Raw genomic sequence first — 24,189 nt, 5'->3', positions numbered from 1 at the left:
GGCCTGACACCGCGCGAATATGCTAACCGGTCAAACGAAGACCAAAACCTGAACAGAGCTAACTCATAAATGAGGACTCTCTGGGGAGCAGGTCAGTCCGCTTAGCGGACGGAGGTGCCGTTAGACGCAGGTGCTCGGATCGCGCCGTATCTGCGAAGACAAGCGGATGGGGGTGGCAAGCGGAACCTCTCTAAATGAGTGAGCCAACTATCTGTTCACCAAACAATGACCTTTATGCTTTGTCAGAACAGTACTTCGCTTTAGCTCCCGACTTTATTTGATTCGTTCTTTGTCATTGGAGAAGGCTCTCTGTATTTCTGACATATCCGCTCGCACCTTGGATTGAATGTAGTTGCATTTTTCTGGGATCGCTCGCCCTTTTGTGCAGCCTGATCCGGAGCAATCCACAACGAATGTGAAATTGAGTTACGATTTTCAAGACGCGAGCGGACTTTACATCTTACTAGAAGCACCTGCTAATGCGCCTCAGCTTGTTGGCCCTGTCGCGCTTGTTCAAGATAGACACGATCAGTTGGGATGAGAACGCCGCGACGATCCATCTCCTCCATTCGTTCCACAACATCGGCCCAGCCTATTCCCGAATTGGGGAAACGGCGGATCCGCCACAAGCTGACCCAGACATCGCGCTGCCAGCCCGCATTCCCCGGATCGGCCTCGGCCAGGCGCTCTGCGATCTCCAGCCCGCGCCGGTAGCTCTGCAACGCCGAGGGCCGATCCCCCTGCGCCACTTGCACATCGCCGACCTTGTTGAGCGAGACGGAGACATCGCGCTGCCAGCCCGCATTCCCCGGATCGGCATCGGCCAGGCGCTCTCTGATCTCCAGACCACGCCGGTAGCTCTGCAGCGCCGAGGGCAGGTCCCCCTGCGCCACCAGCACATCGCCGACCTTGTTGAGCGAGACGGAGACATCGCGCTGCCAGCCCGCATTCCCCGGATCGGCATCAGCCAGGCGCTCTGCGATCTCCAGGCCGCGCCGGTAACTCTGCAGCGCCGAGGGCAGATTCCCCTGCGCCACCAGCACATCGCCGACCCTTTCGAGCGAGACGGAGACATCGCGCTGCCAGCCCGCATTCCCCGGATCGGCATCGGCCAGGCGTTCTCTGATCTCCAGACCACGCCGGTAGCTCTGCAGTGCCGAGGGCAGGTCCCCCTGCGCCACCAGCACATCGCCGACCTTGTTGAGCGAGACGGAAAGATCGCGCTGCCAACCCGCATTTCCCGGATCGGCATCGGCCAAGCGCTCTCTGATCTCCAGGCCGCGCCGGTAGCTCTGCAGCGCCGAGGGCAGGTCCCCCTGCGCCACCAGCACATCGCCGACCTTGTTGAGCGAGACGGAAAGATCGCGATGCCAACCCGCATTTCCCGGATCGGCATCGGCCAAGCGTTCTCGGATCTCCAGACCACGCCGGTAGCTCTGCAGCGCCGAGGGCAGGTCCCCCTGCGCCACAAGCACATCACCTAATTCATTCAGTGCCACCGATCGGTCTCGATCGGTCTTTGCCGTGCGTTCGCTTTCCCGTGCGGCTGCAAGAGCGTCAGACAGATTGCCCGCCGCAAAATACAGCCGACGCAACTCCACCCAGTCCCAATGCACCGACGGGTCGATCTGCGTGATCTCTTCATATCGCGCAATCACGCTTACCGTCGTAACTTTCGCCCGGCGCCAGGCATCGAGCGCCAATTGCGCGATGCGCCGCGCTGCCGCCAAGTCGCGCGCTGCCCTCAACCGGTCGAGGACCTGTAGAGCCTCGGCTTCTTCACCGGCATTGAAGCGCTGTAACGCCGCGAGCCCCTCGGGCGTCGACGCGATATCCTCGACCGCGCGGCGGTAGCTGGCAATCTCCTGGGAATAGGCCTCATCCTGCGCAGCAAGTTCATCGATGAACCGCTGCTGCTGCTCCGCCAACTGATTGCGCAGCGTCTCGATCTGCTGCGCCGCCGCGGTATCGCCGACCATCAGCTCCTCGATCCGTGCTTGCAGATCCTCGATCTCGAAAAGCTTCCGCCGGAGGGCCCGGTCGCTCTGCCGCCGCGTAGCCTCTAGCGTCGCATTCGACGCGGCCAACGCCACCAGAACCTGTCGCTCCGCTTCGGATACCGTCACCGTCGCTTCCACAACCGTTTGGGACGATGCCGGTTCAATCGACAATGGGAGGGCGACCGTCAGCGCGAGGGCAAAGAGATGACTGCGTGTCATGGACCGAGACCGCATGTCTCAAGCTCCGTGCGCTCAAGTGATTCGAAGTGGCAGATCCGGTAGCCGTCAAAACCGCAGTAGTGTCCGGATCGCAAAGAAAGACAGTCCCACTGTTCCACCTCCAAATCTACTGATAAGAAACGATAGAAATCACTGGCCTCATGTGCGCGGCAGCTTTCTTCCGCCCATCGGCGACCGGAGGCCAGGGCACCTTCGCGAGCGGCAATCATGGTGTCTGCTCCTTCAGGCGCGAAAGATTGGCTGAATATGTTGCGTGAGGTCTCAGGTATCCAAGATTCGTTAATGTCGACGCGGCGCGCCTCCAGTGCTGCGGCGGCCCTTGCGTAAAGGGCGCCATTCGGGAAGCGATCAATATGGCTACGCAGGGCCTCACAGCTCCCTGGCTCCCTGCTCTCCCAAGCGATACGCTCCTCCTTCTTCGGTTTACCACCCAAACCGTGTTCCCCGCAAAAATCGGACAATGTCGGTTGTGGCCAACCGATGGAGCAAAGATTGTTTTGAAGCTCCAAAACGCGGAATGGGATCGAAAGCAGAAAGAGGATCACCGCGGTAGCCGTCAAACCGCCGCAGGCTTTCCAGATAAGGTGTTTCCAGCCCGACTGTGTGGGGGCTGGCATTTCCTGTCTATCGGCTGCGCGCAGCATCGAGACCAAACACTGAAAGCGCTCGTCCTTAATCGAGCCGCGCCAACCGGAAAGGTCGACCTGCGGATGATCAGGGAGCGCGTTCGGGAGGTCACCGGCACCCAGCCGCACCGACACCAAGCGCTTGGCAAAGGCAAGAGTTTCAGTAGCGGCGTCAAACGATGCAGTGTTCGGGAGGTCTTCTTCGGTCCAGACATATAGGACGGCATATTTTCCAAACGTATCCGTTGATGGTTGCCGGACGGCGCGGAAACCTTCTAACCGGAGCGCATCTGCGAGAGCGTCGAAGCGGGACGACAGTATCGAACCCGGGTAAATGAGGATATCAATCATGGTTCCTCCGATCTCATAGAGTCAATTAACTGACGCAATATCGCCTGATCTTTAGAAAATTGCTCATTTCCCGGAGAAAGCTCGACAAGCCGATCACTTATCACGAGGGCTTGCATGATTGCCTCTTCGGCTGCGCCTTGGTCGCCAATTATAAGTGACACTGAGTATAGGTTGTAATGCGAGAACATGACATCGCGCTGCCAGCCTGCATTTCCCGGATCGGCTGCGGCCAGGCGCTCTCTAATCGCCATGCCGCGCCGGTAGCTCTGCAGCGCCGAGGGCAGATCCCCCTGCGCCAACAGCACATCACCGACCCGTTCGAGCGAGATGGAGAGATCGCGCTGCCAGCCCGCATTCCCCGGATCGGCATCGGCCAGGCGCTCTATGATCGCCAGGCCGCGCCGGTAGCTCTGCAGCGCCGAGGGCAGATCCCCCTGCGCCTCTTGCACATAACCGACCCTTTCCAGCGAGACGAAGAGATCGCGCTGCCAGCCCGCATTCCCCGGATCGGCATCGGCCAAGCGCTCTGCGATCTCCAGGCCGCGCCGGTAGCTCTGCAGCGCCAAGGACAGATCCCCCTGCGCCAACAGCACATCGCCGACCTTGCTGAGCGAGACGGAGACACCGCGCTGCCAGACCGCATTCCCCGGATCGGCTGCGGCCAGGCGCTCTCTGATCGCCATGCCGCGCCGGTAGCTCTGCAGCGCCGAGGGCAGATCCCCCTGCGCCAACAGCACATCGCCGACCGTTTCGAGCGAGACGGAGAGATCGCGCTGCCAGACCGCATTCCCCGGATCGGCTGCGGCCGAGCGCTCTATGATCGCCAGGCCGCGCCGGTAGCTCTGCAGCGCCGAGGGCAGGTCCCCCTGCGCCACCAGCACATCGCCGACCTTGTTGAGCGAGACGGAGACATCGCGCTGCCAGCCCGCATTCCCCGGATCGGCATCAGCCAGGCGCTCTGCGATCTCCAGGCCGCGCCGGTAACTCTGCAGCGCCGAGGGCAGATTCCCCTGCGCCACCAGCACATCGCCGACCCTTTCGAGCGAGACGGAGACATCGCGCTGCCAGCCCGCATTCCCCGGATCGGCATCGGCCAGGCGTTCTCTGATCTCCAGCCCGCGCCGGTAGCTCTGCATCGCCGAGGGCAGATCCCCCTGCGCCACCAGCACATCGCCCATTTCATTCAGTGCCGACGATCGGTCTCGATCGGTCTTTGCTGTGCGTTCGCTCTCCCATGCGGCTGCGAGAGCGTCAGACAGATTGCCCGCCGCAAAATACAGCCGACGCAACTCAACCCAGTCCCAATGCTCCGACGGGTCGAGCCGCGTGATCTCTTCATATCGCGCAATCACGCTTGCCGTCGTAACTTTCGCCCGGCGCCAGGCATCGAGCGCCAGTTGAGCGATGCGCCGCGCCGCCTCCAAATCGCGCGCGGCCCTCAGCCGGTCGAAGACCTGCAAAGCCTCGGCTTCTTCACCGGCATTGAAGCGCTGCAACGCTGCGAGCCCTTCGGGCGTCGACACGATATCCTCGACCGCGCGGCGGTAGCTGGCAATCTCCTCGGAATAGGCCTGATCCTGCGCAGCAAGTTCATCGATGAAGCGCTGCTGCTCTTCCGCCAACTGATTGCGCAGCCTCTCGATCTGCTGCGCCGCCGCGGTATCGCCAACCCCAAGATCCTCGATCCGTGCTTGCAGGTCCTCGATCTCGAAGAGTTTCCGCCGCAGGGCCCGGTCGCTCTGCCGCCGCGTGGCCTCCAGCGTCGCATTCGACGCGGCCAACGCCACCAGAACCTGTCGCTCCGCTTCGGATACCGTCACCGTCGCTTCCACAACCGTTTGGGCAAACACGCTTGCCGGTTGAAGCGTTGGAGCCAGTAGGCAGACTGAACAAGTAAAAAGTAGGCACGGGCGCATCGGTTGACGGAGCCTCATCCATAGTCAGAAAGAACAAACACCTGCGTATCAAAAAGTTTTTTTGATTGACGAAAATTATCGTATTCGGCCAGCCGCAGTGATCAAGAATTTTTTTCATTGAAATACTCGCCTAGGGGAAAGCTCAGAGTCTGCGCCGCGCCAAGAAACTCATTGGCAAGATATGCTTCTGGTGGCCTGCGAGTTCGGCAGATACTCTGAGTGCGGCGAACACTGTATCTGCAAAGATCCGTGAAGCGCGCTGACGCTCCTTCTTCCAAATAAGACACTGCGCACTCCCGAACGGCTGTTTTTGACGCAGCGGCAACCCGGCATCGAGCTACGTCCGACAGGTCCGCTATGGGGCGAAAGCGAAAAGGAGTGCCTCGCGGCATTTGCGAATGGTATCTGAAGCGACCTGGTCAATATGGGCTAGAAGCCGACTTGCGGCGCTGCAGTGGCTGGTGCCGAACTACCCCGGCCAAGCTCGGCGCTGGTCACGGCCCATTGCCGACCTCTAGATTTCCTCCGTTCCGCTGCAGTGCAGCTCGTCAGACCGGCCATTCGCTGCAAGTGCAAACTTTGGAGATTTTCGATCTCAACCAGCGCTGATAGAACTACCACCAAAAGCTGCAGGGAGTTTCAGATATCTCTCCGGCGCTCCAATTGACAGTGACCCCGTCGCTCTAGAAATCGCGACATAGAACAGCTTCGCCTGTGCGTTGTTTTCGTTTAGAAAATGTGGAGCATACGGAACTCTGACGTCCTCGAACTCGAGCCCTTTGAGCAGCAGGGGAGTGGAGACGGTTCTTCTTGGCAGATGACGACCAATATGGTTGCTTCGGTTCCGAATGGTTTCTGTGGCGTCAAACATGCTTGCACAACGGCCACTGGAGAGCTCAGCAAGAGCACGCTCGCAATCGCGCCATAGCTCTGATCTGAATAGTCTCCATCGCGGGTGACTTCGCGCTGCATGCAATAAATGACCAGCGGCTTCAGCGGCGTTCACCCCCTTCAATTGATCCCGCAATTCCTGCATCAAAGCGTCTATCGCAGAGTGGTCTTCCTCAATCTCGTCCAGAGAGGCTTCTTTTTTCTTGAAACACAACGAAAAGAAGTTTCTGACAATGATATGATATGTGTCAGAGTTGCCCGCATCCCATTTTGCGGCGAATTCCCGCAAAGTCTTGGCCTCGACCTCCTCTATTGCTTGGAACGCTCCATTCGTGGCCGAAGCTAGAGAATAGCAAATTCCCTTTCGACAGTGGATGGCTGCAACGGATTTTTCATCTGGGTCGAAGTTATCAAAAAAAAGCCCCATATCAAAAGGGCTGTCGCTTTGTCTCCACTGTATGCGTTCGTCACCAAGGTCAATGGATTGGCCGTTTTTAAGCTTTTCCCTAACCTCACCAATCCACGCACCAAGATCAGGGTTTGTTTTCTTCCAGCGGTATGGCTCCTTCAATTCAGTAACCAACGGAAAACTTGGAAAAACCTCTAGCCCCCAATCAAGCGACGCTCCTGCGAACTCAAATATTCCCTGCATTGGGTCGCCGAAAATAGTAGTTGGAACAATACCGCTAAGAACTATCGCTACGTTATGCTGAGAAGCATCGCAGTCCTGATATTCATCGATTAGAATTCGATCATAAGAAGCCTCGACTACAGCCCTAACAGCAGCGACGCCTAATGCAAAAGCTGTTCCAACATACAACTGATCCCATTCCTTGCCCTGAGGTGGGAATGGTGGAGGCAGTGCAGTATACTTAAACGCACTCGCGTAGCGCATACACCAGCCCGCAAACGTGTCGACGTGGGCCTTTCGATATGGAACCTCTAGTTTCTTCAACCGCGCACGAATTGCGTGAACGCCAGCATGCGTATGAGTCAAAATCAAAGCTCGGCGGCAGGAGCCTGCCACTTTGGCAATAGTTTCTGTTTTCCCGTATCCGGCCGGAGCTACGACGGAACCGTTTCCGGCTTTGAGAACAAGCTGGTCGTCATTCATACAACCAAGTCTCGATCTTTTCGAATGTCGTAGCCAGATCGCTGTCAAGATTGCTACGAATGACGTCCCACACGAGCGTTGAAGCCGCTCTTCCTATTCTTTGTTCCTTGAACCATTTTTTCCTGTGAACTACTTCACCCAGTGTCTTTCTCAGCTCAACCGGATCAATATCTAAGTTCTGCACCCACTCGGAAAACGGTCCTTCCGCAACCTCGGGACTGAGCCCGTCAACCTTACTGGCGATACATGCTGCGACAGATTGTAACCCGTGCTCTTTTGCGGCGAAATCGAGCAAACGTTGGACCAATTCATCGTTTGACGGGAGGAAGATTGCCTGTTCAGTATTTACCTTCCCAGAATACTCAATGATTGGTACGCCAGCGGCCTTCAACTTGTCGAAGTCCGCTGGCTTCATGTCGGTATCTGAATCGCGAAAGAGGCAAGTCTCGTAACCTAAACCTTTCAGCGTTGCCGCCAGACTCACGCCTTGGCTGCCGTTACCATCGGCAAGGGCTGCACCAAGTTGCTCAATTGGTATATCGTCATGTCGTTCTGGCCAATTTTCCTTGATGCCAGAAAGCATGCCAACCTCTGTGTAACCCTCAATGATTAGAACCCTCTTTGCCAAAAGTGCGCGCGGAGTAAACCGAAGCACCGGCCCGATTACCTCGGGCTCCTTCACTGCCAAGACACTCATCTTGCGGGTATGCCTGTCGCGGCGAAGGATTCGGAGGGCTTCCCCTCCCGCCTCCGCAAGTGCGACGTCAGAGTGAGTTGTCATAAGAATCTGACCAGTCGGCCTATGCTTCGCGGCGTTCTTCTTTTGGTCGCTTTTGATTTGGGAGATCGCACCCATGATACGATGGGGTTCAAGCCCATGTTCGATCTCATCAATCAGTATCATCGCTCCCTCGACAATTCCGGACTTTTGAACCGCTAGAGTTGCCAAGCGCTTCGTCCCGAGCCCTGCCTGTCGAAGTGGAATACCATTGTCATAAAGTGCAATTGAACCCGACGAGAAACCGGAACGGCCTAGCTCTAACCCCGGTTGATATTCACCGGTGACATATGCACCCAAACTTTTGGCCTGTTTTTCAGCCGCAGCAGCAGACGCCGCTAACTCCGGTATGTCTCTGAAATCTGCGTTGCTTCGCGCAGAACGGTAGGCACCTGCGAGGCGTTGGGCGGTTTCGTCAGTGTTATCTGTAAGGCGTGCGAGGACCGAACCTTGCCCCCAAGCTAGGTGCCGAGCGTCTGAACCTGATAACCTAACTAGCCCGAAGAGCGCGCGATCGCGGTTGGAAAGAACCTTTGGTCGATCGAGGTCTTCTCGCACTAACTCCCAGACCGGCTCCATTGTTGCGTCGACAGTGAGTCTTACGGTCAGGACAGGTTCATCATCTGAGATTGGTTCGTCTCGCAAAACATTCTCTTTTGTCCAGCCTCGAACAAAAGTGCCAAATCGTTCGTCCGATTTGAGATCGCTAGATAGCTCGCCAATGGTCACATCTATTTGGATAGGGTTGCCTGTATCACAGTCCAAGAAGTCGGCTTCCATGAAGGTAATCCACCTAGGCGAAAGCGTCGCTTCGATTGCATCCAGCAGGCTTGTTTTCCCGATGTCGCCTGCGCCAATCAAACAACAGAACGGCGCACCGGGCTTCCACGACATGGAAGCAATACCCTTGAAATTCTGAACAGTTACTTCTCTGATCTGCATAAAAAACTCGTCTGCTTTGGTTGTCTCTATCAGTGTCCAGCGCGATGTCACTTTCTAGGTGACTAATGTCATCGTCGGAGAATACCCCAAAGCTATGCATCGCAGGCATGCCATTGAGCGATAACAATTAACTGTGGCTCAACGTATGCTTAGATCAACGATGCACAGACCCTGTCATTAAAACTGTACTAGGCGTCGGTGACAATTGATTTGATCAAGAAATTCATCTGAGATGAGTTGCCAAAATACTCAAGTTTGTGGTTCCGAGAAATTGGCAGGAGATTACGATGTCCAACTGCACTCGCCCAAGCCAACCAATCCGAACGACCAGCCACCAGATGACCGTCCCTCATTTCGAGCAGTCCATATCTGTTGTCTGGTATCTCTAGGATTTTCGCTTTCGAGATGTCTGTCGCATTCTTGTGATCATAGAGTTTTCCAATAATGCGAGGAGCAAACTCTGTATCCATGAGAAAGTCCTGCAAAATCCAAGCAAACCAGAACAATTGGTACTCTTGCAATCCACTGTTATCGGCGGATTCTTCCAAAAACTGACCTATAATTTCGTTATCTTCTAAGTGTTTGCAGAATGACCAGATATTCTTGGCTAAGTGTGGGAACGCCCGCGCAAAACCAGCTAGGTGGGGGCGTACCTCTTCTGTATAATCTCTGAAGACACTCAGTATGAGCTCTGCATCTTCCTCTTCAAGATGTTCAGCATGCAATAGAGTTCGGATGTATTGGAGTTCTTCTTCGGTGAGCTGGAGGGCTTCAAGCGCGGCTTCAAAATCGTCGACATAAGCATGCTTATCAGCAATACGACGCTTAGCAAGCAAACTTGCTTTAACATCGTCGACTTCTTCCTCGATTTTTGTACCATCCTTTGCACCTATCTTGGTCTTACTTGGGTTGACCGACAACCCTTTTTGTCCAAGCAGCTTTTGGATCGAATGAAAGTCGATAGTAAGTGCCTCGGGGTCGTCCGAATATAGGCAAAAGTCATCCATAAATCTGACAATCGCAGATGACTTGATCGCATGATGTTGTTCAACAAACCGTAGGAAATCATTTCCTACCATTTTCGCTGGGTAAATTCCCTGCGGCCAACAGTCGATGCTTCGCCCAGAATTTATCTGACGCAAAAATGTACCTAGTGAGTTGACGTCTTTAGCGTTCGCACCGGCATTCGCAAACCAAGACACGATATCATGGTGGTAAATCCCATTAAAGTAGGAAGCGACATCGAAACTCAAAGAGTGGTCATATAGAGCCTCATAGGCAGATTGGGCCTGTTTGAAACCCTTGTAAGATGATGAAGCTGAAAGAGGTTCGCCTACTTCGAAGCGGTAACCAAAGTGCTTCTTATCGTCTTTGAAAGGTTTCCGGAACCGAGATCGATTCTGATAAACTACATCATAGAGGAAAAACTCCGAAACGGGATCAAGCTTTACAGTCCGACGTAAATGGTTTTTGGGCTTAGACGCGTAAACTCTTGTCTGTGCCATAAACTGAAATGCACCATCTTCTGGCTTTTCGCTTAAGCACTTCTTGATGTGATCCCGTATCCTCTTTTCACCATTCTCGATCAAGAAACGACAGGTTTCCATAGGGAAAAGAGCGCTAAAGTAATCGTATTCAAAGAACTCTTTTGTCGACTTTACTTCGGGCATTATACCTCGGCTGTTGGCGTTTGATCCTTAGTAAACTTAAGGGGCCCGCTAGCGGGAGTCTATCGTGCGCGTGATACGTTTGAATACCACACCCTACGTGACACCCTGCACAAATTCGTCGCGGATGACCACTGGCGATCACATCTTAGTAGATGTCTGCTTCTTGGCAGTCCCTCTATCTAAGTTGCTTTCGCAGCGAAGGTCCGGAATCCGCCCTTTATGGACAAGGCGTTGATCTACAAGCGCAGAAGAAATTCCTTCGGGCACCTACCGAAAACCGTACGCACAGGTTCCGCTGGACTTTTTGATCTTTCAAGGGCGTGATTAAGCTCAGGCGTTCTGCCTTATGCCAGTGTGGAGATTGACGATCTAGACAAACGCTTGCGAGCCGTCACTGGGTCGTTAAAGTCCTGGAAATGAGTACTGATCAGCTACACCGATACATCACCCAGCAGATGCGCATGTCACATGTGTATCAACCGGTGATGCTCCGTGAACTTCTGCGGTCTGGCGGTGAGGCGAACGTCGAGCAAATCGCGAAAGCGCTTTTGTCGCACGATCGCTCGCAAATCGAGTATTATGAAATTCGAACCAAGAATATGGTTGGTAAGGTTCTCAGCGACAACGGCGTTGTCATCCCCGTAAAAGATGGAAACCGCATCGTCGGTTTTCGATTGAATGACTTCGTCGATGTGGACGCCGAGGACCGAGACCGATTGGTCGCCGAGTGTGACGAGAAGATCGCCGACTACATCGAACGCCGCGGCAGCAACATTTGGCAGCATCGTGCCAACGCCAAGGGATATGTTCCGGGATCAATCCGTTACGAGGTTCTGAAGCGTGCCAAGTACCGTTGCGAACTATGCGGCGCATCTGCGGAAGAGGTGGCGCTTCACGTCGACCATATTGTTCCACGCAACAGAGGCGGCCAGGACGACCTCAGCAACTTTCAAGCGCTCTGCATCACATGCAACACCAACAAGCGTGACCTCGACGATGCGGACTTTCGCGGAGTCGTGGAGACCTATGGGGATCGCGAAGCAGGATGTATCTTTTGTGAGATTCCAGCGGATCGGGTGATCGCCGAGAACGAACTGTGCTACGCGATCAGGGACGGATTTCCGGTGACGCCGTTGCACACGCTCGTCATTCCAAAGCGCCACGTGGCTGACTACTTCGATCTGTTTCAACCAGAACTGAACGCGTTCCGCCGAATGCTGGACGATCTTCGTTCAAGCATTCAAGACGAAGACCAGACTGTCACTGGATTTAATGTCGGTGTAAACGCGGGGAAGTCTGCGGGGCAGACGATCTTGCATTGTCACGTGCATCTGATCCCGCGTCGAGACGAAGACGTGCCGCACCCGCGTGGTGGCGTCCGTGGTGTCATACCTGAAAAGCAGTCTTATTGAAGAAATTTCATCAGACTGACGCCAACGCAACCGCTGGATCGCCAGCTGCCAATTCCCGAAAAAACATTTTTCGATAATTCAGATCGAATAAATTATCGATTTTGAAACAGCTAGTGAGTTCAATTTTCTGATGCTTAAAGATATTCCCGCTTCCACTCAGGATGATGCCTCAAAGCTGTTGAGCTACTGGCGGGCCAGCGTTTCTGACAGCATGTTCGGCAAAGGGCGTTTCCGGCTGACCGAGCTGAGGCGTAACGTACGTCTGAGCTCGCATTCAATGGAAGCCGGTCGTCTTTCGCCGCGTCAGACTCAGGCGATTTTCGAGGGGCGCGATGAAGGAGAAGGCTCTGTTCCGATCCGGTTATGGCCGCGGGTTTATGCACGCACGGTGAACCATGGCACAGCCCGGCAGGATGCGTTGCCTGATGCTCTGGCTCCGATCGTTTCTGAAGCGGTTCTGACCCGCGGCGGATACATACTGCCTGGGCGGACGCTCATTCCACGCGATCTGTTAGAACCTTTGACTACGGGCGCCCTGTCGATCGGGACGGTCGAAGCGCAGGACAAATTTCTCTCCGGCGGCGGCTTCGGAAAAGAACATTCAATCAGTGCTCATGCTGAAGGTTGGACCCGTTACCTGAAATTCTGTGATCAGCTGCTGGAAGTGGTTTCCGGCGACTGGTTTGATACCGACGCCAGTTTTGCGGAGCGCCGCCCGGGTTTCTTCGAAATTGCCGATGATGCCTCGGCGATGGTTCGAGGCATCCTTTCGCTCTACGACGATCTGGTGGCACGCGACGACGTCCCGTCGCTGATGCGAAACTATGCGCGCATTGTCCCACGCTCTTTGTCGCCTTTGCTTCCCAAGCCGTATGCTTTGTCCGAACGGCTGGGACACTCCAACGACATCTTTCCCACAGCCGAGAACCAAAGGGATGTTCTGGCCCATATGGCGAAGGCAGAACATGGCGAGATCACCGCTGTCAACGGGCCTCCGGGAACGGGCAAAACGACAATGCTCCTTTCTGCCATTGCCAGCGCCTGGGTGAAGGCGGCCGCAGAAGAAGGCGATCCCCCGGTGATTGTTGCGGCTTCCGCCAACAACCAGGCCGTCACAAACATTATCGATGCATTTGGAAAAGACTACGCCGTTGGTACAGGACCATTTGCCGGACGGTGGTTGCCTGACATCAAGAGCTTCGGCCTGTTTTTGTCTTCTGCGGCACGCGAACAGGAAGCGTCCAAAACCTACCAGACGGAATCTTTTGTCAAAACGCTTGAGACACAGGCTTACGTGACGAAAGCGAAGGCCGCCTATCTCGCGAAGGCGCAGGACGCATTCGAAGATCAGGATCTGGAGGATGTTGAGGAAGTAACGAAACGTCTGCGGGATCGCATCAACGCGCAAATCGCGAAGATGACCAACATTGATAAAGCGCATGCAGAAAAGTTGCGGTCTCAAACAACTTTAACCGCCGAATTGGGAAGCGATGCCGGGGCGGCTCTGGGTGAGCGTCAAAAGCACCTGACCGAGGCACAAAGCAGTCTGTCAAAGGTTGAAGAACTTGCGCAACGGTGGGATCGCCATGTCGGCAACGAATCTGCGCTCTTGGCCTTTTCCTCTTTTTTGCCTTCTGTCGCCCGCAAACGCCTTGCCGCTGCCCGCACAGTTTTTCGTGAGGCTGGATTTGGTGATTTGGCAGACCAACTGTCTCATGTATCCGCAGCCGGAACCGATATTCAAAATAAAAAGTCTGAAGCCAGGTCCGCAGCAGAAACCGCCACAAAATCCGTTAAACGGGCGACGTCGCTTATTGCGGAGGCAGAGACTGCCGGTGAGCGATACCAGTCGGCCGTGACGAACTTGTCTGCGGATCTCGCTGACCCAGAGACCAACGACATCGACAGTTTTGCCGATTGCCATGTCCGCTTTCCGCTCTTTCTTCTCGCCACACATTATTGGGAAGGGCGATGGCTTTTGGAGATGGAGAAGGTGCTGCCTGATATTGACAAGGAGCAGAAACGAAGCGGCAAAACAGCCGTAATTCCACGCTGGCACCGCCGAATGATGCTAACGCCATGCGCCGTAGCCACTTTCGCGACCCTTCCGGGTAAGATGGTCTGCCGGGCTAAACGCGGCAACGCCTTTGTCGATGACTATCTTTATGACTTCATTGACCTATTGATCATCGACGAAGCAGGACAGGTCCTGCCGGAGATCGCGGCACCTTCGTTGGCATTGGCAAAACAGGCGTTAGTTGTTGGGGACACACGACAGATCGAGCCGATTTCCTGCATTCCAAAGGCGATAGATTTTGGAAACCTGGCAAAATTTGATGTGATCCCGGAAGACATGGACGAAACTGCGCTGGTGGAAGTTTTGTCGGCCGGTTTTCTTTCCCATTCAGGCAGCGTTATGGCCTGTGCGCAGAACGCCTGTCGCTATCAACCCTACCCGGATCTTGATCGCGGTCTTTACCTGTTCGAGCACCGACGCTGCTTTGACGAAATCATCGAGTTCAGCAACGTTCTGTGCTACCGCGGGCATTTGCAGCCCAAACGGGGACCGGCCAAGGGCATTGATCTTCCTCCGATGGGATATCTTCACATTGATGGGGCTGCATATTTCGCAGGCGGAAGCCGGTTCAACCCAGCGGAAGCGCAGACCATTGCTGCTTGGCTTGTGGCCCACCGCGACAACCTCGAAAGCCACTATCAACAAAAGCTCGAAGACATTCTTGCCATCGTCACTCCCTTCGCAAAACAAGCCCAAGAGTTGCGACAGGCCTGTGGCGCTGCTGGCATCCGTACCGTGGGCGCTGGCGCCATGACAATTGGCACGGTTCACTCACTTCAGGGAGCTGAACGCCCCATCGTCCTGTTTTCTCCCGCCTATGCCAAAGGTGCGGACGGGTCGTTTATCGATAGTTCCACTTCAATGCTGAACGTGGCGGTGTCACGCGCAAAGGACAACTTCCTCGTCTTCGGCGACATGGATCTGTTTTCAATGGCACCTCATGGCAGTCCACGAGGAGTGCTGAGTACGTTTCTGTTTGCCCGACCTGAAAACGCCCTCGAATTTGACGTCCAACCGCGGGAGGACCTCAAAAAGAGAGCGGCTGAAGTTAAGATGCTCCGTGATGCCGATGATCATGACATATTCCTGCGTGATATCCTCACCTCCGCACAAAAGACGGTGGAGATTGTCAGCCCGTGGACCATCAAAAGCACGATGGAGAAAAATGGTTTCTTGTCGTTGATGCGAGACGCCACTGCGCGTGGCGTGAGGATTGACGTTTACGCTGATCTAGTCCTGAACGACAAAATCAATGATGACGGCGTTAGCCAATACGATGAGGCGGAGTCAGCCCTCAGTGCTATAGGGGTCACCCTTCATCCCGTCAGCCAACTTCACAGTAAGGTCGTCACGGCTGATGAGGATGTATTCTGCATCGGCTCATTCAATTGGTTGAGTGCGGATCGTGTTGGCAGATATGCGCGCCACGAGACATCGCTGGTTTACAGTGGCGCCGAAATGGCCAACGAAATCGAACGGTTCCGTGAGAACCTTGGACTGCGCAGCCCGCAGTAGAGGGCCATGCAACCTGCCAGCGGTTATTCCCCGGCACCGTTGTTTTCATTGCTGCAGGCACCGTGACACCTTATTTTGAATTCTCATAGAAGTTCGGTCTAGGTCAATGCGCCCTCCCGCAACCAAAATTACTACACGATCACAATGAGATAACAGCCACCCCAGGGTGGCTTTTTGCGTTGCCGTTTTGCTCGTGGAAGCAGGATGAAAGTTCAGTGGCGGGTCACGCGCCGCAACGGCTTCCCAAACACTTTTGAATCCTGCCGCAGGAGTAAGATCAGTCAGACAAGGCGTGGAAATCGAAGTCCCTATCAGGTCCTCGATGACCGACAACGTGGCGGCGATCGCAGCCGCATAATCCGGGCCCGTGCAAGTCCGGGTGCGCCCGTTGTCAGTCCATCCGAAGGTGGGGTTCATATCCGAGGCCATCGACGACAATGTTGTCTTTTCATCAACGAGAGCTTGATCACGGAATAGGTCGCGCAAAGCGTAGACTTGCAAGTTCACAACGCTTTGGCGCGGTTCGGCGACCTACGATCCGCAGGGCAGGGATGTCGGTGACAATCCAGTCTTTCATAGGGCTAAGGCGGGAAATGCCTTTGCCAGTATCATGATACTTTGTGTCTCCGCCTGCACGCGCCTTGTCTACGTTGCCGGAACTGGCATGCCGGACCGGTCACATCCCCAAATAGCGGAGTGTTCAGGGGGGCAGGTCACCCTGCCGCTCTGGTCCGGCAATGACCGACCTGCGACAGAATGACGCGACAGACTTGATGCGTGGCCCAAACCGCTAGTTGTCCGTATCATCGTTGGAGTGTTTATGGGTCGCGTTTTCAAGGTCTTGTTCGGATTGTGTGTCGTCGCGGCCTGTGCTGCGGCGGGCCTGTGGGGCACGCAGGTGCTGCTGAGCGGCGAGGCCGAAGCGGGCGGCCCACCGCCGCAGTCCAAAGCCGCCGTAGGCGTCACCCGCCCGCAGACGCAGACCATCGACGATGCCATCACTGCCGTCGGGACCCTCATGCCGCTGCGTACCGTCGCACTGACGCCGACGGTGCCTGGCCGCGTGACCGCTGTGCCCGTCTCTTCCGGCGATCAGGTCGCAACCGGCGACCTGCTGATCCAGCTCGATGAGCGCGCCGCCCGGGCGACGCTGGCCGAAGCGGAGGCGAGCTTGGCCGAGACATCCCAGGAATTGGCACGCGTCGACGAACTCGCCGACCGAAACACTGCCGCCGAGACCCGGCTCGAGTCCGCGCGTGCCGCCTATGCCCGGGCGGAGGCTGCCGTCATGCAGGCTCGCGCGGCGCTGGAGGATTTGTCGATCACAGCGCCCTTCGCCGGCACGCTGGGGCTGATCGACGTAGAGCCGGGGGCCGTGCTTGATGGGAGTATGCCCGTCACGGACCTGTCGGATCTGTCGGTCGTGCAAGTCAGTGCCAGCCTGCCCGAACGCTACTACGAGCGCGTCGCGCCGGGGCAGGGTGTCACGATCACCACGCCCGCCTATCCTGACGCGAGTTTTGAGGGCGAGGTGACGGTCCGTGCGCCCCAGATCGACCTTGCAACTCGCAGCTTCACGATCCGGGCCGAGATCCCTAACCCCGACGGTCAGCTCGTGGGGGGCATGTTCGCTGACGCGCGTCTGGTTTTCGACACCTACGACGGTCTTGCGATCCCCGATGACGCCATCATCAGCGAAGGGCTGACGACCTATGTCTATGTGGCCCGCGATTCCGCCGCCGTGCGCACGGATGTCGTCGTCGGCAGCTCTCTGGGTGCGCTGACCGAGGTGCGTGAAGGGTTGTCACAAGATGACGAGGTTGTGATTTCGGGCTGGGACAATCTGACAGACGGTGCCCCCGTCGAAATCGTCGATGACGCCGCCGCGGTGACCGAAGAATGACCCTTCCCGACCTGTGCATCCGCCGCCCGGTCCTGGCGACCGTCATGTCCATCCTGATCGTGATCGCCGGGATCGCGGGCCTTCAGTCCATGGCGGTGCGCGAATTGCCAGACACCTCGACCGCGCAGGTCACGGTCAGCGTGAACTACACCGGGGCGGGTCCTGCGGTCGTGGACAGCGAACTTGCCTCTGTGATCGAGGGTGCGATTTCCAGCGTTGCCGGGATCGAAAGGATCTCCACATCCTCCGAACTGGGCGGGCTGCGCACGGTCATCACCTTCCGCCAGGGACGCGACGTGGACCAGGCGGCCTCTGACGTGCGGGCTGCGGTTCAGGCTGTGTCGGGCGACCTGCCCGAAGAGGCGGACGAGCCGCAGGTCGCCAAGAACGACAGTCAGGGTGACCCGGTGGTCTGGATGACCATGACCTCCGACACACTGTCCGCGCCAGAGCTGACAGATTACGCTGATCGCTTTGTCACCGACCGGTTCGAGACCCTGCCCGGCGTCGCCGCCGTGCAGATCTACGGCGACCGCCCCTATGCGATGCGGGTCTGGCTCGATCCCGACCGGATGGCTGCGCGCGGTGTCACCGCGAACGAGATCGCGTCCGCCCTGCGGGCCAACAACCTCGAATTGCCCGCCGGTCAGATCGAAAGCACAGCGCGAACCTACCTTTTGCGCACCCAGACCCGACTGTCGAGCGTGGCGGAGTTCGAAGGGCTGGTCGTCACGACGACCGACATGGGCCGTGTTACGCTGGGTGACGTGGCGAACGTCGAAATCGGGACCGAGAGCGATGACAGCCAGTTCCGCGCCAACGGCGTCACCGCCATCGGACTTGGCGTGCAGCGCCAGTCTTCGGCGAACACGCTAACCATCTCTGACGCGGTCGGGGCAGAGGTCGATGCGATTCAAGGAGACCTGCCGGCAGGCACCACCCTGACGATCACCTCTGACGACGCGGATTTCATTGAGAATTCGATCGTTCAGGTGCTTTCCACCCTCGCGATTTCTGTGGCCATCGTGGTGGCCGTGATCTTCGCCTTTCTCACGTCCGTCCGGGCGACGGTGATCCCTGCGGTGACCATCCCCATCGCCCTGCTGGGTGCCTGCGCGGGCATCGCCATCGCAGGGTTTTCCATCAACATCCTGACGCTGTTCGCGCTGATCCTCGCAATCGGCCTCGTCGTCGACGACGCCATTGTCGTCTTGGAAAACATCGAACGCCGGATCGAGGAAGGCGACGACCCAAAGGAAGCGGCGCGCAACGGCGCGAACGAAGTCTTCTTTGCCGTCGTCTCGACCTCGGCTGTGCTGATCGCCGTCTTTGTGCCGCTGTCCTTTCTGCCGGGCGAGATCGGTCAGCTGTTCAGCGAATTCGGCATCACGCTGGCCATCGCGGTGGCCGTGTCGACCTTTGTCGCCCTGTCGCTATGTCCTGTCATGGCGAGCCTTTTGCTGAAGCCGGGGCAGGGAGAGGGGCGGTTTGCGCGCCTCGTCAAACGGATCACCGATGCCATGGCCAGCGGCTACCGCAGTCTTCTGACCCGCGCGATCGGTGCGCCGATCCTGGTGCTGGGTATCGCCGCTGCCCTGACCGGCATGTCGTGGACGCTCTACCAGACCCTGCCGTCGCAGCTGACACCAGAGGAAGACCGTGGCGTCTTTCTCGTGTCGATACAGGCCCCTGCCGGATCGGCGCTGGCCCTGACCGACGATGCGGTCCGCCAGGTCGAGACGCTGCTCGCGCCGTATCGCGACGATGGCGTCATCGAGAACACCATCGCCATTGTCGGCCAGTACAACGAGACGGGCCGCGCCTTTATGGTTGCCGTCATGGCGCCCTGGGGCGAGCGAGAGATGGGTCCGCGCGATGTCCTGGCAGAGCTGCGCCCGAAATTTGCCCAGATCACCCGTGCCAACGTGCGTGCCTTTGCGCCGTCGGGCCTGGGTGGCGGCGGTGGATCGGGGCTCGACCTGATCGTGACCGCCCCCAGTTTCGATGCGGCGGCGGATTATTCCGCCCAACTGGCGCAGAAGCTGCGTGACAATCCCGACATCACCAGCGTGCGCCGTGCCTACGAGGTCAACACGCCGGGCTACGACATCGCCGTCAATCGCGACATGGCGCGCGAAATCGGCGTGGACGCGCAGGCGATTTCGGACGCGGTGCGCACCTTCTTTGCCTCTGCCGAGGTGACAGAGTTCATCTCGCGTGATCGGCAATACCCTGTGATCCTTCAGGCCCCCGACGACCGCCGCGCCGATGCCCGCGACCTGCGCGGCGTCAACGTCCGGTCCGATAGCGGCGCGCTGGTGCCGCTCGATGGGCTGGTGACGCTTGAACGCCGCGCATCGGTCGCGGCCTTCAACCGGCTGGACCGGCAACCGTCGGTCGAAATCACGGCCTCGCTCGCCGATGGCGTCGACCTTGGGTCGGCCATCGCGACCGTTGAACGGCTTGCAGCAGAACTGCCGCCACAGATGCAGATCGCCTATTCCGGCCAGGCCGAGAGTTTTCAAGACACCTCCGGCGGCATCGCTTTGACCTTCGCGCTGGCGTTGACCATTGTCTTTCTGGTGCTTGCGGCCCAATTCGAAAGCTTCATCCAGCCGATCATCATCTTGCTGTCGGTTCCGCTGGCGGTGGCCGGTGCGCTGCTGACGTTGCTGGCGCTGGGGCAGGCGGTGAACATCTACACTCAGGTGGGGATGGTCATGCTGATCGGCTTGATGGCCAAGAACGGCATCCTGATCGTGGAATTCGCCAACCAACTGCGCGAACGCGGACAATCCGTGCGCGACGCGGCGATCGAGGCGTCGGTGACGCGTCTGCGTCCCATCGTGATGACCGTCCTGTCGACGGTTCTGGGTGCCGTGCCGCTGGTGCTGTCAAGCGGGGCAGGGGCCGAAAGCCGGTTGTCCATCGGCCTCGTCATCATCGGCGGTTTCCTCGGTGCCTCGATCCTGACGCTGTTCCTGACGCCCGTGCTGTATGACCTGTTACAGCGCGATCCCGAAACAGCCGCCGACGACGCCAGCGGCGGCGAAAGGGACGCCGTCGCCAGCTGACCACGTGCGGCCCCTAGCAGTTACCTCGTCCCATGCAGGCCCCCCTGAAAGCGGTCCATCAACCAGGATGGATTATCCCGCAAACTGTTGGATCATCGGTGGCTGGAAAACGAGAGAAGCACAAAAAGATTGTAAGGAAACTTAACCAAGGCGGTTGCGCGTGCGTCGGGGGCATTTTCTGACGGCCAAGGTGTGCTGTGCGAAACATTGCCGCCATGCGGAAAGTGAAAGGCGTGGTCTGCCTTTCTGAATCGTCTGCTGATTTGACCGACCTTGACGCAACTCGCGTGGTCTTACCTAGGCCTGTTGAAAAGTACCTTCTTGAAACCATCGCGCAAAGGCTTTGACGGCGCCTGATGGTTGGCGGTTTTCCGGAACGAGGACGTAGTGACGTTCCTCTGGGCAAAGCCGGGGCAGGTCCAATTCGATCAACCGCCCATCCGCGAGAGGCCGATCGAGAAGGCCGGTCCAGCCAAGAAGAACCCCCTGACCGGCCATTGCTGCATAGGCCGCGTCCGAATAGCTGGTAAAATTCAGACCGGCCCTCACAGCAGTCCGCGTCAATCCAATCTGCGACAGCCACTGAGACCAATCGAGCCAGCTGGGTTCCGGTGCATCGCATGCGATGAGAGCCACGTCTGTCTGGCGGATCAGGTCTTCGATCACGATACCGGCGAGCCTAGACGCGATATCCGGTGCGCAAACCGGCACAACCGTTTCAGCGAGCGATCCAACGATAGACATGCCGTCGAACGGTGGTCGTCCATAACGGATCGCCAGGTCGATCGTCCGATCGTGCGGTGCCCGCCAGTCATCCTCGGAAATGACCCGCACACCGATCTGCGGGGCGGTCGCGCGGAACGACGACAGGATCGGCAAAAGGCAAAAGTGTGCGAAGGCGATCGATACACTGACGGTCAGGTCCACGTGTGCCGTACGCAGCCGGGTAACAGCGTCCGCTATCGCATCGAACCCGTCTTTCACCGCGTCGTACAGCGACTTGCCGCCAATGGTCAGCTGTGCGCGGCGATTGGCCCGTATGAACAGGGCCACGCCCAAATCGGCTTCCAGCGCGGCGATCTGTCGACTGACGGCGGCCTGGCTGACCCCAAGCTCCGCAGCGGCCCGTGTGAAATTCTCGTGTCTGCCCGCCGCCTCGAACGCCACGAGCGCGGTCAGGGAAGGAACGCTGCGGCGGATCTGGTGAGACACTGGGGCCTCCTGCACAAGTGACCTGATCCATAACCTGAACGTATGGATTTGCGTAAATTAGTGCAGTTTTCCGAGGCTTCGGTCAAGCGCATGATGGCGGCGAAAACAGACCCGTAGTGGCGACATATCCCACGCCGAGGAGGCACAATGCTGGATCATGGCAATTCCCGTCCCGATGATATTGCGTCGCTTCTGGCGGCCCGACGACCGGGCTACAGCCTTCCGGCACCGCTTTATACGTCGGATGCGGCCTGGCAGGCGGATTGCAAGGCGATCTTCGGGCAGCACTGGATCGCCGTGGGCGTGACCTGCGACATACCCGAGGCCGGGGATGTCATCGCGATCGATATCGGTCCTGCCTCCATCGTCATCCTGCGCGACGACGACGACGCGCTGCGGGCGTTTCACAATGTCTGCTCTCACCGGGGGGCGCGGCTTTTGCCGCCGGGCCGTTCGGTCGTGGGAAAACTTGTCTGCCCCTATCACCAATGGACCTACGATCTGGACGGGACGCTTGCGCGCGCGCCGCATATGGGTGTCGATTTCGATCGGTCGCTGCATCACCTCAAACCCGTCGCTCTGCGCGACATCGGTGGGATCTTGTATGCCTGCCTGTCGGACGATCCCCCGGCGGATATCGCGGAACTGGCAGAGATTCTTGAACCGCGCCTGGCAGACTATGATCTGCGCAATGCCAAGGTGGCCTTTGAGCAGGACCTGATCGAAGAGGGCAACTGGAAGCTGACGATGGAGAACAACCGCGAGTGCTATCACTGCGCGCCCAACCATCCGCAACTTAGCCTGTCGTTTCACGCGGCGGATTTCGGCTATGACCCGGAAGGTCTGACCGACACCGAAAAGGCGGAAGTGAACGCCCTGCTCGACGCCTATGCCAGCTATGAACAATATTGGCGCGCCCAGGACATGCCGTTCGAGGCCATCGAACACACGGTTGGCTGGCCTACGAATTTTCGCACCCAGCGATTGATCATCGCGGGATTGGGCGAAAGCCAGACACCGGACACCCGCGCCGCCGTGCAGATTCCGTTGGGCAATGCGGGCAGGCCCTGGATGGGCGATGTGCATCTGTGGGGGATCAACTCTTGGAACCATGTCATGTCCGATCATGCCGTCATCTTCACCGCTTTTCCCTTGGGTCCGAACAGAACGCTGGTCCGGACGAAATGGCTTGTCCATGCGGACGCGGTGGAGGGCGTAGACTACGATCTGGAAACGCTGACATCCGTGTGGAAGACCACGAATGCGGAGGACGCGCATCTCGTAGGACTGGCCCACCGCGGCGTCGCGTCACCCGGATACAGACCCGGCCCCTATTCGCCCTATACCGAACGGGCGCTGGACGAATTCGCAACGTGGTATGTCACCCGCATGCAGGCCCACGGATACGGCGCATGACGCGGGTGGACCTTGCCGATTGGGGCGCACGGCGGCGGCGGCGGTTCCCGTCCGACCGGTGGGGCGCGCTTGTGTGTCGTGCGGTTTGGGACGAAACGGCGGATATCCGGAGCTTTTTCTTGACGCCGCAGGATGGCAGCCGGATCGAACACGATCCCGGTCAGTTCATGACGTTCCGTATCGACACGCCGGACGGCCCGGTCGAACGGTGCTATACCATCGCGTCCTCGGCCGCGCGCGACGGCGGCATCGAGATTGCGGTCAAGCGGCAGGACGGCCCCGGCGCGCGCGGGCTTCACGACACACTTGTTCCGGGCGCCACCATCGAGGCGCTGGGCCCGTCTGGTCGCTTTGGTCCTGCGACGTTGCCGGGATCGGCCTATGCGCTGGTGGCGGCGGGCAGCGGGATGACCCCGATGTTGTCGATCGTGCGGACCGCGGCCGACCGGGGCATGGACCTTGATATTGTCCTGATCCAGGTCGCATCCACATCGGCGGATCTTGTTGCTGCTGATGAAATCGACGGTCTGACGCGGCGTCTGCGCCGCCTTGTCCATGTGCCGATCACAACGCGCGGCCCTGGGGGTGTCCGACCGGACGCCGAACTGCTGAAAAGGGTTATCCCGGATCTGTCGGATCGCACCGTCCTGTGCTGCGGACCCCATTCCTTCATGGAGATGGTGCGCACCACGGCCTATGCCGCAGGCGTACCCGCGGATCGCTATGGCGAGGAAAGCTTTGATTTTTCCTCGCCGCTGCCCGGTGTCACCGCCGGGGCCGATACGCCGAACAGGACGGTAACACTTTCCCGGACGGGTCGGTCGTTCGAATGTGCAGAAACCAGCACGATCCTGGCCGCGATGAAAGAGGCGGGACTGCCGCTTGCCTCCTCTTGTGCACGGGGAATGTGCGGCACCTGCAAGACATTCAAACATGCAGGCGAGGTCGTGATGACCCACGAAGGCGGCATCCGCCAGCGCGAGATCGATCGCGGCTTTATCCTGCCCTGCGTCAGTCGCCCTCTGACCGACATCATTCTTGATTGCTGAAGA

General features: G+C 57.8%; 13 protein-coding genes. 6 read left to right on the top strand and 7 right to left on the bottom strand.

Annotated elements, in window-relative coordinates; all coding sequences use genetic code 11:
- Positions 1-476: 476 nt before the first annotated feature.
- The 6 genes from BMX27_RS07270 to drt5 all read right to left on the bottom strand — a co-directional run bounded on the left by BMX27_RS07270 (position 477) and on the right by drt5 (position 10,528).
- Positions 477-2,219: a tetratricopeptide repeat protein gene (locus BMX27_RS07270; protein ID WP_090159183.1), complete on the bottom strand. Its 1,743-nt coding sequence runs from the start codon at positions 2,217-2,219 to the stop codon at positions 477-479.
- Complete coding sequence (locus BMX27_RS07265; RefSeq protein ID WP_090159182.1) at positions 2,216-3,217, bottom strand: hypothetical protein; 1,002 nt, start codon at positions 3,215-3,217, stop codon at positions 2,216-2,218. The genes BMX27_RS07270 and BMX27_RS07265 overlap by 4 nt, the downstream gene beginning before the upstream one ends.
- Positions 3,214-5,067 (bottom strand): tetratricopeptide repeat protein, encoded by a 1,854-nt coding sequence (locus tag BMX27_RS07260; protein ID WP_090159181.1) that lies wholly within the window; start codon positions 5,065-5,067, stop codon positions 3,214-3,216. Before BMX27_RS07260 ends, BMX27_RS07265 begins: the two co-directional genes overlap by 4 nt.
- Positions 5,068-5,728: 661 nt before the next feature.
- Positions 5,729-7,138 carry a UvrD-helicase domain-containing protein gene (locus BMX27_RS07255; protein ID WP_090159180.1) on the bottom strand — a complete coding sequence of 470 codons (1,410 nt, stop codon included), beginning with the start codon at positions 7,136-7,138 and terminating at the stop codon, positions 5,729-5,731.
- Entirely contained in the window at positions 7,131-8,858 is a 1,728-nt protein-coding gene (locus tag BMX27_RS07250) for an ATP-dependent nuclease (protein WP_090159179.1), read from the bottom strand. Before BMX27_RS07250 ends, BMX27_RS07255 begins: the two co-directional genes overlap by 8 nt.
- Before the next feature lie 188 nt (positions 8,859-9,046).
- A complete protein-coding gene (drt5, locus tag BMX27_RS07245) occupies positions 9,047-10,528 on the bottom strand; it encodes an antiviral reverse transcriptase Drt5 (RefSeq protein WP_090159178.1) in 1,482 nt (493 codons plus the stop codon).
- Between the two features lie 416 nt (positions 10,529-10,944).
- Between drt5 and BMX27_RS07240 the strand changes: the two genes are divergently transcribed.
- The 4 genes from BMX27_RS07240 to BMX27_RS07225 all read left to right on the top strand — a co-directional run bounded on the left by BMX27_RS07240 (position 10,945) and on the right by BMX27_RS07225 (position 20,509).
- Positions 10,945-11,940, top strand: a complete 996-nt coding sequence (locus tag BMX27_RS07240) for an HIT domain-containing protein (RefSeq protein ID WP_256212421.1) — start codon at positions 10,945-10,947, stop codon at positions 11,938-11,940.
- Between the two features lie 130 nt (positions 11,941-12,070).
- Positions 12,071-15,532, top strand: a complete 3,462-nt coding sequence (locus BMX27_RS07235; protein ID WP_090159177.1) for an AAA domain-containing protein — start codon at positions 12,071-12,073, stop codon at positions 15,530-15,532.
- A gap of 820 nt (positions 15,533-16,352) precedes the next feature.
- Positions 16,353-17,435 (top strand): efflux RND transporter periplasmic adaptor subunit, encoded by a 1,083-nt coding sequence (locus BMX27_RS07230; RefSeq protein WP_090159176.1) that lies wholly within the window; start codon positions 16,353-16,355, stop codon positions 17,433-17,435.
- Positions 17,432-20,509, top strand: coding sequence for an efflux RND transporter permease subunit (locus tag BMX27_RS07225; RefSeq protein ID WP_090159175.1), 3,078 nt, complete (start codon positions 17,432-17,434; stop codon positions 20,507-20,509). The genes BMX27_RS07230 and BMX27_RS07225 overlap by 4 nt, the downstream gene beginning before the upstream one ends.
- 297 nt (positions 20,510-20,806) lie before the next feature.
- On the opposite strand, the gene BMX27_RS07220 is transcribed toward BMX27_RS07225, so the two are convergent.
- A complete protein-coding gene (locus tag BMX27_RS07220; protein WP_143056796.1) occupies positions 20,807-21,721 on the bottom strand; it encodes a LysR substrate-binding domain-containing protein in 915 nt (304 codons plus the stop codon).
- A 147-nt stretch (positions 21,722-21,868) separates the two neighbouring features.
- On the opposite strand from BMX27_RS07220, the gene BMX27_RS07215 reads away from it, so the two are divergent.
- Entirely contained in the window at positions 21,869-23,137 is a 1,269-nt protein-coding gene (locus tag BMX27_RS07215; protein WP_090159173.1) for an aromatic ring-hydroxylating oxygenase subunit alpha, read from the top strand.
- On the top strand, positions 23,134-24,186 hold the full coding sequence (locus tag BMX27_RS07210; protein ID WP_090159172.1) for a flavin reductase family protein: 1,053 nt from the start codon (positions 23,134-23,136) through the stop codon (positions 24,184-24,186). The genes BMX27_RS07215 and BMX27_RS07210 overlap by 4 nt, the downstream gene beginning before the upstream one ends.
- Positions 24,187-24,189: the final 3 nt, after the last annotated feature.

Source organism: Loktanella sp. DSM 29012 (genome assembly GCF_900110705.1).
Classification (GTDB): domain Bacteria; phylum Pseudomonadota; class Alphaproteobacteria; order Rhodobacterales; family Rhodobacteraceae; genus Loktanella; species Loktanella gaetbuli.
The sequence above is the reverse complement of the archived record's forward strand: the minus strand, read 5'-3'. Positions and strand labels throughout refer to the sequence as shown.

What these genes read in the sequence shown, in the direction of transcription:
- BMX27_RS07270 (WP_090159183.1), bottom strand. Translation starts at nt 2,219, where the DNA reads ATGACACGCAGTCATCTCTTTGCCCTCGCGCTGACGGTCGCCCTCCCA.
- BMX27_RS07265 (WP_090159182.1), bottom strand. Translation starts at nt 3,217, where the DNA reads ATGATTGATATCCTCATTTACCCGGGTTCGATACTGTCGTCCCGCTTC.
- BMX27_RS07255 (WP_090159180.1), bottom strand. Translation starts at nt 7,138, where the DNA reads ATGAATGACGACCAGCTTGTTCTCAAAGCCGGAAACGGTTCCGTCGTA.
- BMX27_RS07250 (WP_090159179.1), bottom strand. Translation starts at nt 8,858, where the DNA reads ATGCAGATCAGAGAAGTAACTGTTCAGAATTTCAAGGGTATTGCTTCC.
- drt5 (WP_090159178.1), bottom strand. Translation starts at nt 10,528, where the DNA reads ATGCCCGAAGTAAAGTCGACAAAAGAGTTCTTTGAATACGATTACTTT.
- BMX27_RS07240 (WP_256212421.1), top strand. Translation starts at nt 10,945, where the DNA reads ATGAGTACTGATCAGCTACACCGATACATCACCCAGCAGATGCGCATG.
- BMX27_RS07235 (WP_090159177.1), top strand. Translation starts at nt 12,071, where the DNA reads ATGCTTAAAGATATTCCCGCTTCCACTCAGGATGATGCCTCAAAGCTG.
- BMX27_RS07230 (WP_090159176.1), top strand. Translation starts at nt 16,353, where the DNA reads ATGGGTCGCGTTTTCAAGGTCTTGTTCGGATTGTGTGTCGTCGCGGCC.
- BMX27_RS07225 (WP_090159175.1), top strand. Translation starts at nt 17,432, where the DNA reads ATGACCCTTCCCGACCTGTGCATCCGCCGCCCGGTCCTGGCGACCGTC.
- BMX27_RS07215 (WP_090159173.1), top strand. Translation starts at nt 21,869, where the DNA reads ATGCTGGATCATGGCAATTCCCGTCCCGATGATATTGCGTCGCTTCTG.
- BMX27_RS07210 (WP_090159172.1), top strand. Translation starts at nt 23,134, where the DNA reads ATGACGCGGGTGGACCTTGCCGATTGGGGCGCACGGCGGCGGCGGCGG.